Here is a 13,911-nt window from a genome sequence, read left to right as displayed (position 1 = left end):
CCACGCCCGAACCGAGGAGGTCCACCGTGCCGGTCCGACCGATCGACCACACCGAGCTCGAGCTGCTGGTCAGCGGCGGTCACGGCGACCCGCACGCAGTGCTGGGCGCCCACCCCCACGAGGGCGCGGTGACGGTGCGGGTGCTGCGCCCGCTCGCCTCGTCCGTCGAGGTGCTGCACGGACAGGAGCGCACCGCACTCGCGCATGAGCACGCGGGCGTCTGGGTCGGCGAGCTGCCGGTCTCCGAAATCCCCGACTACCGGATCGCGGTGGCCTACGACGGCGGCGAGCCCACGACGTACGACGACCCCTACCGCTACCTGCCGACGTTGGGCGAGACCGACCTGCACCTGATCAACGAGGGGCGCCACGAGCAGCTGTGGCAGGCGCTCGGCGCCCACGTACGCCGCTACGACAGCGGCGTGACCGGCACGTCGTTCGCGGTCTGGGCGCCCAACGCCCGCGGCGTGCGCCTGATCGGCGACTTCAACGGCTGGGACGGCCGGTCCACCCCGATGCGCCAGCTCGGCAGGTCGGGGGTGTGGGAGATCTTCCTGCCCGACGTGGGCGACGGTGCGACGTACAAGTTCGCCCTGCTCGGTCCCGACGGCCAGTGGCATGAGAAGGCCGACCCGCTCGCCTTCGCCACCGAGGTGCCGCCGCAGACCGCGTCGAAGGTGACCACCTCGGCGTACGCCTGGGGCGACGACCAGTGGATGCGGCAGCGCGCGCAGCAGCGGCACACCGAGGAGCCGATGTCGGTCTACGAGGTGCACCTCGGGTCGTGGCGCAAGCACGGTTCCGAGATGCTCGACTACGCCGAGCTGGCCGACGAGCTGGTGGCCTACGTGCGCGGTCTCGGCTTCACCCATGTCGAGCTGCTGCCGGTGATGGAGCACCCGTACGGCGGCTCCTGGGGCTACCAGGTGACCTCCTACTACGCGCCGAGCGCACGGTTCGGTGACCCCGACGGGCTTCGGTTGCTGGTCGACCGCTTCCACCAGGCGGGCATCGGCGTGCTGCTCGACTGGGTGCCGGCGCACTTCCCGAAGGACGAGTTCGCGCTGGCCCGCTTCGACGGCACGCCGCTCTACGAGCACCCCGACCCGTCGCTCGGCGAGCACCCCGAGTGGGGCACCTACATCTTCGACTTCGGCCGCAACGAGGTGCGCAACTTCCTGGTCGCCAGTGCGCTCTACTGGCTCGAGGAGTTCCACGCCGACGGCCTCCGGGTCGACGCGGTGGCGTCGATGCTCTACCTCGACTACTCCCGCGAGCCGGGCGAGTGGACCCCCAACGTGCACGGCGGGCGCGAGAACCTCGAGGCCGTGCAGTTCCTCCAGGAGCTCAACGCCACGGTCTACCGGCGGGTGCCCGGCGTGATGATGGTGGCCGAGGAGTCGACCGCCTGGCCCGGGGTCACCCAGCCCACCTCCGACGGCGGGCTCGGGTTCGGGTTCAAGTGGAACATGGGATGGATGCACGACACCCTCGCCTACGTGCAGCAGGACCCGATCCACCGCGTGCACCACCACGGGCAGCTCACGTTCCCGATGGTCTACGCCTACGCGGAGAACTACGTGCTGCCGCTCTCGCACGACGAGGTCGTGCACGGCAAGGGCTCGTTGCTGCGCAAGATGCCCGGCGACCGGTGGCAGCAGCTGGCCAACCTGCGCGCCTACCTGGCATTGCAGTGGGCCCACCCCGGCAAGCAGCTGCTGTTCATGGGTTGCGAGCTCGGCCAGGAGTCGGAATGGGCCGAGGCGCGTGAGCTGGACTGGTGGCTGCTCGACCACGTGGAGCACCGCGGCATGCACGACCTGGTCCGCGACCTCAACGGCGTCTACCGCGACTCCCCCGCCCTGTTCGCGCTCGACCACGACCCGGCCGGCTTCGCGTGGATCGACGCCAACGACGCGCAGCGCAACGTCTTCTCGTTCGTCCGGCGTGCGAACAACGGGCCCGACGTCGTCTGTGTCACCAACTTCTCACCGGTCCCGCACCACGACTACGTGCTGGGCATGCCTGCCGCCGGCGACTGGCACGAGGTGCTGAACACCGACGCCACCGCCTACAGCGGCTCCGGTGTCGGCAACCTCGGCCGGGTCGAGGCGGTCGTCGGGGAGTGGTCCGGCCAGCCGGCCCGCACCACCGTCGTGGTGCCGCCCCTGGCCACGATCTGGCTGCGCCGCGACGAGGAATCCTGACTTGTTCGACGCCGGACTCACACCGCTCGAGGGCGGGCACAGTGGCGAGACCTTCCTCGGCACGAGCGGCGGGGAGAAGGTCGTCGTACGCATCCTCGCGGCGCGGTCGGCACAACGCGGGCCGGACGCGGTCGACATCGACGCCGCCGTCCTGCGCCTGGTGCGCGGACTGCTGCCGGTGCCCGAGGTCCTGGAGGTACGCCGACCCGACCCGGTGGGCGACGTCCCCGGCATCCTGGTCACCTCGTTCCTGCCCGGCGAGCGGCTCGACCTCGTGCTGGCCGACGCCGACGAGACGTTGCAGGGCAGGATCGGCGTCCACCTCGGCGACGTGCTGACCCGGCTCACCCGGATGCCGTTCCTGCGCGGCGGTCCGTTCGTCGACGCGGACCTGCGGATCGGCTCCTTCGGGGCTGGGGCCGCCGACCTGCGCACGTTCGTCGAGCACGTCGTCCCCGGCTCGGCACTGGAGGCCTGGGCGCCGGAGGACCTCGACAGGCTGTTCGCGCTCGCCGATCACGCCCAGGACCTGCTCGACCCGATCGCCCGGCGCTGCCTGGTGCACAGCGACTTCAACCCGAAGAACCTGCTCGTCGACCCCGGGACGGGTGAGGTCACCGGCGTGCTCGACTGGGAGTTCGCGCACGCCGGCCTGCCGGTGACCGACCTCGGCAACCTGCTGCGCTTCGAGCACTCTCCCGCGTTCGTCGAGTCGCTCCTCGACACCGTCGAGATCGACGGCCTCCCCGGCCGCGAGGACGGCGGTGCCGGAACCAGCGACGACCGCACCGTCGCCGCTGGTACGGGGCGGATGCACAGCGCCCGGCTGCTCGAGCTGGCCCGGGCCGCGGACCTCTGGGCGCTGGTCGACCTGGCCGGCCGGGCCGGCGAGAACCCGGTCGCCGCGCGCGCCCACGACCTGCTCCTCACCCTCACCCGCACCGGCGACCTGCACCCCGCCTGACCCCCACGAACCTGCAATTGTTGATGCGCGAACCGTGGATTCTTGATGCGCGAGCCGCGGATTCTTGCGTCGCGAACCTGCACGTCCGGCGCTGTCAAGGACCGCAGGGCTTGGCGGTTCGAGGCGCAACAAGTGCCAGTTCGCGACGCAAGAAGTGCGGGTTGGTGAGGGATGGATAGGGTGGCGCCGTGACCGAGCAGCCGACCGCCGTGGCCGTCGTCGTCGAGACCACCTCTGACGGCGCCGCACGGATCAGTTGGGGCCCCGACCTGCGCGAGCTCTCCTTCACCAAGGCGATCGAGACGGTCACCGCCGGCGTCAACGGCGCCCTCGAGGAGCACCATCGCGTCGAGGCCCACGTGCACGTCGACGACGACGCCGGGCTCCGGGTCGCCACCTGGTCGGGCCTGCGGCGCGAGGGCGTACGTCGCGACGCCGACGGCGAGTTCGTCGTACTCGCCCGGCTGGCCGACGACCCGCCGCTGACCGATGGCGCGGGCTTCCGGGCAATGCTCAATTCGTTCCTGCCACGCAAGCGGGCGATCGGCCAGATGCTGGTCCGCGACGACGCGGGCAGGGTCCTGATGTGCCGGCTGACCTACAAGAAGGACTGGGACCTGCCCGGGGGCGTGGTCGAGGTCGGCGAGTCACCGCGCCTGGCCACCGCACGCGAGCTGGCCGAGGAGCTCGGCGTCGACATCCCCGCCGGGAAGCTGCTGCTCACCGACTGGCTGCCGCCGTGGTCAGGCTGGGACGACGCGGTCTGCCTGGTCTTCGACGGTGGCGTGCACGACGCATCCCTGGTCGACGGCATGGTGCTCGAGGCACGCGAGATCCGGGAGGCTGCCTTCCTCACCCTCGACGAGATCCAGGAACGGGCCGCCGACTTCACCCATCGGCGGGTGGCGGCCACGCTGGCCAACGCGGGTGACACCGGATCGGCGTACACCGAGTCCGGCCACCCCTGACCGTCGCCCGCTCCCCCGCAGTAACGCGGGGTCGTGGTCGCTCCACACGCGTCCTGCCACGGGCGAACCGACCACACCACCGCGCAAGTGCCGGGAAGAATCCGATGCCGGACCCAGGTCAGAAGAGCGCGGAAGCCAGGTTCTGGCGGCCCCGGATCACTCGCGAGTCCTCGTTGCCCACCGCGGCGAACAACCCGAGCAGGTGGGTGCGGGCCTTGTCGCGCTCGGCACCGGAGGTACGCCGGACCAGGTCGACCAGCCGGTTGAACGCGTCGTCGACGTGGCCGCCGAGCATGTCGAGGTCGGCGACCAGGGTCTGCGCGTCGACGTCATCGGGAGCGGACGCCGCAGCCTCGCGCGCGGTGTTCAGGTCGACGCCCTGGGTGCGCTGGAGCACCTTCGCCATCGCCAGTCCCGCAGCGGCCTCGACGTCGGCCGGGTTGGCGTCGACGAGCTTCTGGTACTCCTCGACCGCGAGGTCGATGTTGCCCTCGCCGAGCGCGTCCTGTGCGGCGGCGTAGCGGGGGTCGGCCTCGGGCTCGGCGTCCTCGTCACCCTCGGCACCGGTGGCCGGGAGCGGCTGGTGGCGGCCGGTGATGCCCTGGGCGGTGAGCTGCTGGGCCAGCTGGTTGAAGAGGGTTCGGAGCTCGTCGGCGCCGAGGGCGCCGGGGATCGGCTGGCTGGCCGGGCGACCGTCGATGATGACGAGCATCAGCGGCACCTGCGGGATCTGCATCGCCTGGGCGATCTGGGGGGACGCGTCGATGTCGACGAGACCGGCGAGGAAACGGCCGTCGTACTCGCCCGTCACCGCGGCCACGTCGCGGGCGTAGGTCGTGCTCTCCGGCGACTGGCCCGGTGAGTGGAAGACGAGGACGACCGGACCAGTCATCGACGACTCGAGCAGCGACTGGAAGTTCGCTTCGGAGACCTCGACCGAGTAGGCGCCGGCAGCGCCACCCGAGGAACCGGGGGCGCCGGCGCCCGACGATCCGGCGGGCGGGGTTGCCGGACGGCGCAGCCCGGAGAGGTCGATCGCACCAGGACGGGAGAACGGCTGTTGACTCATGGGGACCATCTTCCCCGATGACTCAACGGCTGACGATCGTGCCCCTGTAGGAAGGCGCGTGGACCACGAGGTCGGCGCCGTGCCGGTGTCCGATCCGGGAGGTGATCACGAACTTCGGAAGGCATCCGCTGGCGTGGCTCACCCGCACCCGGCCGGCTCCGGAGACGGTGCTGTGGTGGACGTCGGCGGCCACCCACGAGAGACGGTCCACCACGGTCCTCGCGACGCCGCACCGGGCGCCGCGGCGGGCTTCCTGGAGGGCCCGGACGACCAGGCGCACACCCGACCCGCTGCGACTGACCCGTCCCGAGCACAGCTCACGGCCAGCGGTGCTGGAGTCGCGGCTGCCCCCCACAGCCGAGCAGGTGGTCACCTTGTGGTCGGCAGCCACCTCGAACGTCGTGGCCTCGCTGCCCACCCCCACGACCCGGCGTACGGACAGGCCCTCACCGGCCCGCAGCACGCGCGAGCGCCGCGAGGTGGACACGCTGCGGTTCCACCACGGCACCACGGCCGACACCCAGAGCCGCGAGGTGCGACCGACCTGCCACGTGTTCGCGCTCTGGTAGCCGGAGGACGACGGTCGCGGTCGCAGCCCGCTGGCCCACACCCGACAGACCACGTCGCCCGTCGTCGGCGCCACGTAGACGAACCGCGCCACCAGACCGGTCGCGTGGCCGCGCATCACGTTGCGGGAGGCTCCCGCCGTGCGTACGCCGGCCGCGGTCGGCGTACACGTGAGGGAGAGGGAGGCGAGCAGCAACTGGTCGGGGGTCGTGCGGCCCTGCTCGGCCACCACCTTGGTGGCCACGTAGCGCCGCTCGCCGGCCGAGGCCCGGAAGCGCACCGAGAACACCGGGACGACACGGTCGCGGCGGTACGTCGGCAGGTACGCCGGGACGGTGCGGGTCCGGTCGGCCGTGCGGTCAAGATGGCTGCGGCCAGCATCCGAGGATGCGGCGGAGACCCAGACTGGCAGTGTGTCGTCGTCTGCTGCGGCGTGGCCCGGAAGTGCCACCGACAACCCCACGAGCACCGCGAACAGGGCACTCACCAGCCTCGACACAGCCCGCACACCCTGCCCTTGCACCCGTCCTCGCCCTGAACGCCGACACCCTACTCGGCCGACTCTGCGAATGCCGGGTTTTTCTGCAATGATGGGCCGCGGCCCGGCCGGCTACCCGGTAGTACACCTCTCGTGCGATCCACAACGCACCGAACGCGGTGACTGCTCCTGCCCGCGCCCGACCACCCACCCCTTGTCGTCATCGTTTCTCGGGAGGAGAACACGTGGCTGCCCCGTCGTACGACTTCACCGGGCGACGCGTGCTCGTGGTCGGCGGCACCCGTGGACTCGGCAACCTGGTGGCCCGCAACTTCTCTCGATACGGCGCCAGCGTCACGGTGACCGGCACCCAGTCGCTGACCTCGGCGTACGACGTCAACCTCGACGCGTTCTCCTACCTGCGTCTCGACCTGACCAGCCACGACTCGATCGTGCGCGTGGCGGAGCAGGTCGGCGATGTCGACATCGTGGTCAACGCGGCGAGCGCCCGCGTTCCGCACTCCAGCGACGTGCACGAGCAGGAGTTCGTCTCCGAATCGGTGCGTCTGGGCCTGCTCGGCCCGAGCCAGCTGACCCACCGCCTGCGCCACCGGCTCGGAGAGAGCACCATGCGCGGCGGCGGATCGGTGATCAACACCCACTACGTGCGTCGCTGGTGCGAGATGGCGGTCGGACCCGCCAACGCCCACCAGGAGATGCTCAACAGCACGGCCCGCCTTGCCGCCGCCTGGGCACCCAACGGCGTGCGCGTCAACGGCGTCGCCTCGACCGTCATGGTCCCGAGGCAGAGCCAGCTGCGGGTCCAGATCGACCGGCAGTCCGGGCCCCTGCTCACCCGCACCCGCACCCAGCGCACCGGTACCCTCCAGGACGTCGGCAGTGCCGTGCTCTTCCTGGCCAGCACAGGCGCAGCGTTCATCACCGGCCAGACCCTCATGGTCAACGGCAGCGGCGCCGGCGGCGCCCGCATGGCCTACTGACTCGCTGGGTAGGGTCTCCCGCGTGGGTGAAGTCTTCGCAGGCCGGTACGAACTCCTCGACCCGATCGCCATGGGCGGCATGGGCACGGTGTGGTGCGTCCTCGACCGTGCCGACCACCAGGTCAAGGCGGCCAAGATCCTGCGCCAGTCCGATGCGGCATCGCTGCTGCGCTTCGTGCGCGAGCAGTCCATGCGCATCGACCACCTCCACGTGGTCACGCCCCAGTCGTGGGCCGGCATGGACGACCGCGTGCTCTTCACCATGCCGCTGGTCCGTGGCGGGTCCGTGGCCGACCTCCTCAAGCAGTACGGCGCCCTGCCCGTGCGCTGGGTGGCCCTCCTAGTCGACCAGACCCTGCAGGCGCTCGAGGCCGTGCACGGTGCCGGCATCGTGCACCGCGACGTGAAGCCGGCGAACCTGCTGCTCGAGCCCACCGGCGGCGGCCGGCCGCACGTGCGACTGACCGACTTCGGCATCGCCGCACCGCTCGACGAACCGCGGATGACCCGGGCCTCGATGGTGATCGGCAGCCCCGGCTACATGGCCCCGGAGCAGTGGCGCGGCGCCGACCCCGACTTCCGCTCCGACCTATACTCGGTCGGCCGGGTCGGCATCGAGATGCTCACCGGTGTGCGCCCCACCGCCGACTCCCCCGGCCTCGACGTCGACGCGCTGCGCACCGACGACGAGCACCGCGACGCCCTGCTGGACCTCCTGGCCAAGGCCTGCGACGAGGACCCCGCGCAACGCCCCGCGTCGGCGGCCGGCATGCGGGCCGAACTGGCCGCGCTGCGCCTCGACACCCTGCCCGCGTCACTCGGCGAGACCGTCACGGTGCGCGACCACTTCGACGGGCTGGCCACGACGCTGCCCGGCTCCCCGACCGACACGTCGGCCTCGACCCGGCTCGACCACGGCACGGCGCCGGCGACCCGCGTCGACCATCGCACGGCCCCCGGCACGCGCGTCGACCACGGTGCGGCCACGCGGGTCCAGCCCGTGGCGCCGGCCCAGGTGGGTTCACGGCTCCCGGCGTACGTCCTGCTGGTGGTGGGCCTGGTCGCCGTCCTCGTGGGCGCCTGGCTGCTGCTCACCTGATCCCACGAACCTGCAGTCCTTGATGCGCGAGCGGGCAGTTCTTGCGCTCTCCGTACGTCAAGAACTGCCGGGTCGAAGCGCAACAGTTGCAGGTTCGTGTCAGGGGCGACGCAGGCGCAGGGCGCCGAGGGCGAGGCAGACCAGCCCGGCCAGGCCGATGCCGAGCCCGGAGACATGGCGGGCCGAGAGCCAGCCCGCGTCGTCCGGCTCGGGTGCGGGGTTGCCCGAGGCCACCTCCGACCGCTTGCCGTCGCCGACCAGGAAGGGCTGGTCCTCGGCGTACGTCGGGGCACCGGCGATGTCGCCCTGTGCCTCGACGGTGAGCGCGAACCCGATCTCCGCAGGGCCACGCTCGGAGGCGGTCTCCTCCGGGACGACGACGCTCACGTAGTAGTCGCCGGGCAGGTAGGTGTTCTGGTCGTCGTAGCGGTTCAGGTAGCGCACCGGGCCGACACCGGTGTCGAGATCGAGCGCCGTGTCGTCGACTGATCCATCGACGTCGGAGTCGGAGTAGGCCGAGTCGAGGTCGCGGCGCATCGGGTTGTAGAGACCCAGGTAGAGGGTCGGCCCCGAGATGCCGAACTTCTTCTCCAGATCCTTCCCGGACAGGGCCTCCACGTGCAGCGCCGCGGCCAGGGTCTGGCCCCACTCGAGGTGCACGCGGTAGAGACGCTGCTCACCCTCGGTGACGGTGGAATCGTAGGTGCCCGACTTCAGCAGCGGCGCCTCGTCGAACGACGTCGCGCCCTCGATGGTCCCGCGGTCGACGCCGTCGGCCGGCGCCCGGAACGACGCCTCCGTCTCCGGCACCTCTGGGAGACGCTCGTTGGCGTCTGCCAACGGGCTCTCCTCCACCACCTTGATGGTCATCGGCAGGTCGGACGTGCCGGTGCGGGTGTCGGTGTTGGGCCCCACTTCGAACCGGATCACCGTGGAGGTGAGGCACACCGAGTTGCGGTCGCCGTGCCCATCGGGACCGACCTCGAGATCAACTCCGATGGCGGTGCTCGGCGTTGCGTAGCTGGCGCTGGCTGTCTCGCTGCCGCAGGACGTGCCGTCGTCGGCAAAGGCCTCGAGCTTGATCGACTCCGACGACTCGGCTGGTGTGGCAGTCACCGAGACGTGGACGGACGTGTCGTCCGCCGTACGTCGATAGGCGAACTGCCGCTCCAGGGACTCTCCAGCCTTGAGCGTGGTGCTCCACAGCCCGGCCTTCAGCATCGTCGGGTTGCCTGCGTCAGTGGTGGACTTCACCGGCGTACCGCCGAGGTCGACCGGATCGCCGGGATCGGCACTGGCAGCCGGCGCCAGGGCGACCACGCCCACCAGCGCGAGCGCGGCCGTGCGGCGTACGACGGAACCCGGGATCACGATCACGCCCGGCACCCTACCCAGATCTGGCCGGAATCCACCGATCAGAAGTCCCCGGCCGCATTGCGGACGGGACGCAGCAACGCCGACAGCTGGGTGAGCTCGTCGTCGGAGAGCGCCTCGAGGGCGAAGCCGGCCGCGATCAGGTCGGCCGTGGCCGCCTCGACGACGGCCCGGCCGGTCTCGGTGATCTCGGCGAGGACCGTGCGCCCGTCATCGGGGTGCCGACGGCGTACGACGTGCTCCGAGGCGACCAGGCGATTGATGATCGAGGTGATCGAGGTCGGGTGCACCTGCAGGCGCTCCCCCATCTTGCCCAGCGGCAGCGACCCGCGGGAGGAGAAGGTCAGCAGCACCAGCGCCTCGTAGCGGGCGAAGGTGAGCCCGTGGGGCTTGAGGATCGCGTCGAGACGGGCCAGCACCAGCTGCTGCACGCGCATCAGCGAGGTGACCGCGTGCATCGCCGTCTGGTCGCTCCAGCGCAGCCCCCACTGGCGGGCGGCCTCGTCGATCGGGTCGAAGGGAAGGGGCATGGGCGGACCTAGTTGACCTTCGGGCCGCGGAGGCCGGAACGCTGGACGACACGCTGGATCGACAGGTCGCGCTGGTCGGGCTGGCCGACGAAGCGGATGTCGCGCAGGCCCTGCTCCTGGGCGGCGGACTCGAAGACGAAGTGGCCGTAGCCGATGATGCGGCCCTGGAAGGGCTTGACCACGGTGATGTCGAGAATCCGGCTCAGCGGCATGGTGGCCAGGTGTTGGCTGAGCACGCCGTGGACCCGGAAGACCCGCATGTTGGTGATCACGAAGCGGTCGCGGAAGTGCGCCAGCGTCTTCCAGGCGGCGTGGGCCAGGATCACGAAGGCGAGCAGGAAGGGGAACCAGGCGAGGTCGAGGTCGATGAACGGGAAGACCACCAGCAGCCCGATCGCAGCCAGGACCTCGAGCACCGGCAGGGTGTAGACGATCCAGTGGTGCATGACCTCGTCCACGATCACCTCGCCCTCCTCGCGGAGGAGGTGCTTGCGGATGTTCGGGTCCGTGAGGGCCTTGGTCAACCCCATGACCGTTAGAACAACTCGTTGAGGAAGCGGATCGTCGCCTCGAAGAGCTGCGTGGTCAGGGCCCATCCCTCACCGGCGCCGGCGCTGGCCAGCTCGGCGAGGCCGCTGGGGTCCTTGAACATGTAGAAGCCGATGAACAGGACGACGACGGCGAGTACGCCTTTCTTGGCGTCCATCTCAATCTCCATCCTCAGGTGAATCGTCGGGGCGTGCGTCTGCGCGCGTCGGAAACGCATGCCCGGTCATTGTGGCAACTCCGCCGCCGCGTGTCGCGGAGGCGCGCCCGGGCGCGTCATTCCAGGTGCGTGGCCAGGAGCTCGTCGGCCGCGGCCCACGGGTCACTGGTGCCACCGGCCACCCGGGCGGCCAGGGTGTCGAGCTCGGTACGCCGGTCGCTGATGCCGCCCCATCTCTGGCGCAGTGCGGTCAACGCGATCGCCTCGATCTCCTCGCGGGCACGGCGGGTACGCCGCCGCAACAGCTCCCCTGTGGACTCCAACCAGGCGTGGTGCTCGTCGATCGCGGTGACCACCTCGGCCAGGCCTTCGCCGTTCTGCGCCGTGGTCATCAGGATCGGCGGCTTCCAGGCGCCTTCGGGCCGCTGCGACAGGGCGAGCGCGCCGCGCAGGTCGCGGCGTACGGTGCTGGCCCCGTCGCGGTCGGCCTTGTTGATCACGTAGAGGTCGCCGATCTCGAGGATGCCCGCCTTCGCGGCCTGGATGCCGTCGCCCATGCCGGGCGCGAGCAGCACGATCGTGGTGTCCGCGAGGCCGGCGATCTCGACCTCACTCTGGCCCACACCGACGGTCTCGACCACGATCGTGTCGAAGCCCGACGCGTCGAGCACCCGCATCGCCTGCGGAGTGCTCCACGACAGACCGCCGAGATGGCCGCGCGAGGCCATCGAACGGATGAAGACGTCGCGGTCGGTCGCGTGGTCCTGCATGCGGACGCGGTCGCCGAGCAGCGCGCCGCCGGAGAACGGCGACGACGGATCGATGGCGAGTACGCCGACCCGCTGTCCTGCACCACGCAGCTCGGTGATCAGGGCGCTGGTGGTCGTGGACTTGCCGACCCCCGGGGAGCCGGTGATGCCGACGATCCTCGCCCGGCCCGAGTGCGGCGCCAGCAGAGCCATCACTTCGCGCAGCAGCGGGGACTCGTCCTCGACCAGGGAGATGAGGCGCCCGACCGAGCGCGGGTCCCCCGTGCGGGCCTTCTCGACGAGCTCGGGGACGGCAACGGCCGACCGACCACGGGGTCGGCCGGCCGTCGCTGCGTCAGGTGTGGAGACCAAGTCAGGCCTTCGCGGGGACCTTGATGATCAGGGCGTCGCCCTGACCGCCGCCGCCACACAGGGCGGCGGCACCGGTGCCGCCACCACGGCGCTGGAGCTCCAGCGCGAGGTGCAGCACGATGCGGGTGCCCGACATGCCGACCGGGTGGCCGATGGCGATGGCGCCACCGTTGACGTTGATCTTGTCGTCGGAGACGCCGAGCTGGCGACCCGACTCGATGCCGACGGCCGCGAACGCCTCGTTGAGCTCGAAGAGGTCGATGTCGGAGACCGCGATGCCCTCCTTCTCGGCAGCCTTGGCGATCGCGTTGGCCGGCTGCAGCTGCAGCGTGGAGTCGGGGCCGGCGACCTGGCCGGAGGCGCCGATCTCGGCGAGCCACTCGAGGCCGAGCTCCTCGGCCTTGGCCTTGCTCATCACGATGACCGCGGCGGCGCCGTCGGAGATCTGCGAGGCGGAGCCGGCGGTGATGGTGCCGTCCTTGGAGACCGGGCGCAGTCCGGCCAGCGACTCGACGGTCGTGTCGCCACGGATGCCCTCGTCCTGGCTGACCGTGACGTCACCCTTGCGCGACTTGATCGTGACCGGCACGACCTCCTCGTCGAAGAGGCCGTTCTTCCAGGCCAGCGCGGCACGCTGGTGCGACTGGGCGGAGAAGGCGTCCTGCTCCTCGCGGGTCAGCTTGGCGCCGGCGACGTTGTGGCTGTCGGTGAGGTTGATCATGGCCTGGTCGGTGAACTGGTCGTAGAGCGCGTCGTACGCCATCGAGTCGACCAGCGACGTGTCGCCGTACTTGAAGCCCTCGCGGGACTTCGGCAGCAGGTGCGGGGCCTGGGTCATCGACTCCATGCCGCCGGCCACGACGATGTCGTGCTCACCGGCGCGGATCAGCTGGTCGGCCAGCGCGATGGCGTTGATGCCGGAGAGACACACCTTGTTGATGGTGATCGCGGGGACGTCCATCGGGATGCCACCCTTGACCGCGGCCTGGCGCGCGGCGATCTGCCCGGCACCGGCCTGGATGACCTGGCCCATGATCACGTAGTCGACCTGGTCGCCGGCGACGCCGGCCTTCTCCAGGGCGCCCTTGATGGCGACGCCACCGAGATCGGCAGCACTCAGGCTCTTGAGACCACCGAGAAGGCGGCCGACGGGCGTACGGGCCCCTGCGACGATGACGGACGACATGGTTGTTCCTCCTGCGTCAAACACGAATGGAATGCTTTCGAGCCTATCCCCGACCTACCCGTCGGCAACATGTGTCCCGGATGTGGACGTCGTCACGCTCTCTCCACCGTTTCGTACGACCATGGACCCATGACCGCACCACTGGAAGTCCCCGAGCACCTGTTCATCGCCATCGACCACGTCGGCATCGCCGTACCCGACCTGGACGTGGCGACCGCCTACTACCGCGACAACTTCGGCATGAAGGTCGTGCACGAGGAGGTCAACGAGGAGCAGGGCGTGCGCGAGGCCATGGTCGGCGTCGGCGACTCGGGCTCGTGCATCCAGCTGCTGGCGCCGCTCAACGACGAGTCGACGATCGCGAAGTTCCTCGGCCGTTCCGGACCGGGCCTGCAGCAGCTCGCCTACCGGGTCACCGACGTCGAGCAGGTCGCCGCGATCCTGCGCGAGCGCGGCCTGCGCCTGCTGTACGACGCCCCCAAGCGGGGTACGTCGAACTCGCGGGTGAACTTCATCCACCCCAAGGACGCCGGTGGTGTGCTCGTCGAGCTCGTCGAGCCTGCTGCCGCCTCCGACCACGCCTGAGACGTCCGTCTCATCCCCCACCACGGCCGGTTAACGACCAGTATCTTGTGCCGAAA

14 protein-coding genes are annotated in these 13,911 nt (G+C 70.6%); 6 read left to right on the top strand and 8 right to left on the bottom strand.

Annotated features, from left to right (window positions below):
- Nucleotides 1-26: 26 nt before the first annotated feature.
- From glgB to ASD30_RS20865, 3 genes are all read left to right on the top strand, one after another.
- The gene (glgB, locus tag ASD30_RS20875) at nucleotides 27-2,207 is read left to right on the top strand and encodes a 1,4-alpha-glucan branching protein GlgB (protein WP_056686541.1); all 2,181 of its coding nucleotides are present in this window, start codon (nucleotides 27-29) and stop codon (nucleotides 2,205-2,207) included.
- A gap of 1 nt (nucleotide 2,208) precedes the next feature.
- Complete coding sequence (locus ASD30_RS20870) at nucleotides 2,209-3,171, top strand: phosphotransferase (protein ID WP_056686538.1); 963 nt, start codon at nucleotides 2,209-2,211, stop codon at nucleotides 3,169-3,171.
- A 188-nt stretch (nucleotides 3,172-3,359) separates the two neighbouring features.
- A complete protein-coding gene (locus ASD30_RS20865; protein WP_056686535.1) occupies nucleotides 3,360-4,139 on the top strand; it encodes an NUDIX domain-containing protein in 780 nt (259 codons plus the stop codon).
- A gap of 118 nt (nucleotides 4,140-4,257) precedes the next feature.
- Here ASD30_RS20865 and ASD30_RS27795 read toward each other — a convergent pair whose 3' ends face one another.
- Together ASD30_RS27795 and ASD30_RS20855 are read right to left on the bottom strand one after the other, a co-directional pair.
- Nucleotides 4,258-5,208, bottom strand: a complete 951-nt coding sequence (locus tag ASD30_RS27795; protein ID WP_056686533.1) for a tetratricopeptide repeat protein — start codon at nucleotides 5,206-5,208, stop codon at nucleotides 4,258-4,260.
- A 22-nt stretch (nucleotides 5,209-5,230) separates the two neighbouring features.
- Nucleotides 5,231-6,262 carry a hypothetical protein gene (locus tag ASD30_RS20855; protein ID WP_156393737.1) on the bottom strand — a complete coding sequence of 344 codons (1,032 nt, stop codon included), beginning with the start codon at nucleotides 6,260-6,262 and terminating at the stop codon, nucleotides 5,231-5,233.
- A 236-nt stretch (nucleotides 6,263-6,498) separates the two neighbouring features.
- Between ASD30_RS20855 and ASD30_RS20850 the strand changes: the two genes are divergently transcribed.
- Together ASD30_RS20850 and ASD30_RS20845 are read left to right on the top strand one after the other, a co-directional pair.
- Entirely contained in the window at nucleotides 6,499-7,254 is a 756-nt protein-coding gene (locus tag ASD30_RS20850; RefSeq protein ID WP_056686527.1) for an SDR family NAD(P)-dependent oxidoreductase, read from the top strand.
- Between the two features lie 22 nt (nucleotides 7,255-7,276).
- Entirely contained in the window at nucleotides 7,277-8,353 is a 1,077-nt protein-coding gene (locus ASD30_RS20845) for a serine/threonine-protein kinase (protein WP_056686523.1), read from the top strand.
- 99 nt (nucleotides 8,354-8,452) lie between these two features.
- On the opposite strand, the gene ASD30_RS20840 is transcribed toward ASD30_RS20845, so the two are convergent.
- The 6 genes from ASD30_RS20840 to ASD30_RS20820 form a co-directional block, all read right to left on the bottom strand.
- Nucleotides 8,453-9,730, bottom strand: coding sequence for a hypothetical protein (locus ASD30_RS20840; protein ID WP_056686520.1), 1,278 nt, complete (start codon nucleotides 9,728-9,730; stop codon nucleotides 8,453-8,455).
- 38 nt (nucleotides 9,731-9,768) lie between these two features.
- A complete protein-coding gene (locus ASD30_RS20835) occupies nucleotides 9,769-10,257 on the bottom strand; it encodes a MarR family winged helix-turn-helix transcriptional regulator (RefSeq protein ID WP_056686517.1) in 489 nt (162 codons plus the stop codon).
- 8 nt (nucleotides 10,258-10,265) lie between these two features.
- Complete coding sequence (locus ASD30_RS20830; protein ID WP_056686514.1) at nucleotides 10,266-10,787, bottom strand: PH domain-containing protein; 522 nt, start codon at nucleotides 10,785-10,787, stop codon at nucleotides 10,266-10,268.
- A gap of 5 nt (nucleotides 10,788-10,792) precedes the next feature.
- Entirely contained in the window at nucleotides 10,793-10,963 is a 171-nt protein-coding gene (locus ASD30_RS26745) for a hypothetical protein (RefSeq protein WP_156388880.1), read from the bottom strand.
- A 116-nt stretch (nucleotides 10,964-11,079) separates the two neighbouring features.
- Nucleotides 11,080-12,084 carry a methylmalonyl Co-A mutase-associated GTPase MeaB gene (gene meaB, locus ASD30_RS20825; RefSeq protein WP_056686511.1) on the bottom strand — a complete coding sequence of 335 codons (1,005 nt, stop codon included), beginning with the start codon at nucleotides 12,082-12,084 and terminating at the stop codon, nucleotides 11,080-11,082.
- A gap of 1 nt (nucleotide 12,085) precedes the next feature.
- Nucleotides 12,086-13,270, bottom strand: coding sequence for an acetyl-CoA C-acetyltransferase (locus ASD30_RS20820; protein WP_056686509.1), 1,185 nt, complete (start codon nucleotides 13,268-13,270; stop codon nucleotides 12,086-12,088).
- A gap of 129 nt (nucleotides 13,271-13,399) precedes the next feature.
- On the opposite strand from ASD30_RS20820, the gene mce reads away from it, so the two are divergent.
- On the top strand, nucleotides 13,400-13,855 hold the full coding sequence (gene mce, locus ASD30_RS20815) for a methylmalonyl-CoA epimerase (protein WP_056686506.1): 456 nt from the start codon (nucleotides 13,400-13,402) through the stop codon (nucleotides 13,853-13,855).
- Nucleotides 13,856-13,911 lie beyond the last annotated feature (56 nt).

The sequence above is a fragment of the Nocardioides sp. Root140 genome, from assembly GCF_001426745.1.
Classification (GTDB): domain Bacteria; phylum Actinomycetota; class Actinomycetes; order Propionibacteriales; family Nocardioidaceae; genus Nocardioides.
The sequence above is the reverse complement of the archived record's forward strand: the minus strand, read 5'-3'. Positions and strand labels throughout refer to the sequence as shown.

Excerpts from the sequence above, each read along its gene's own strand:
- ASD30_RS20820 (WP_056686509.1), bottom strand. The coding sequence starts at position 13,270 with ATGTCGTCCGTCATCGTCGCAGGGGCCCGTACGCCCGTCGGCCGCCTT.
- ASD30_RS27795 (WP_056686533.1), bottom strand. The coding sequence starts at position 5,208 with ATGAGTCAACAGCCGTTCTCCCGTCCTGGTGCGATCGACCTCTCCGGG.
- ASD30_RS20835 (WP_056686517.1), bottom strand. The coding sequence starts at position 10,257 with ATGCCCCTTCCCTTCGACCCGATCGACGAGGCCGCCCGCCAGTGGGGG.
- ASD30_RS26745 (WP_156388880.1), bottom strand. The coding sequence starts at position 10,963 with ATGGACGCCAAGAAAGGCGTACTCGCCGTCGTCGTCCTGTTCATCGGC.
- mce (WP_056686506.1), top strand. The coding sequence starts at position 13,400 with ATGACCGCACCACTGGAAGTCCCCGAGCACCTGTTCATCGCCATCGAC.
- ASD30_RS20830 (WP_056686514.1), bottom strand. The coding sequence starts at position 10,787 with ATGGGGTTGACCAAGGCCCTCACGGACCCGAACATCCGCAAGCACCTC.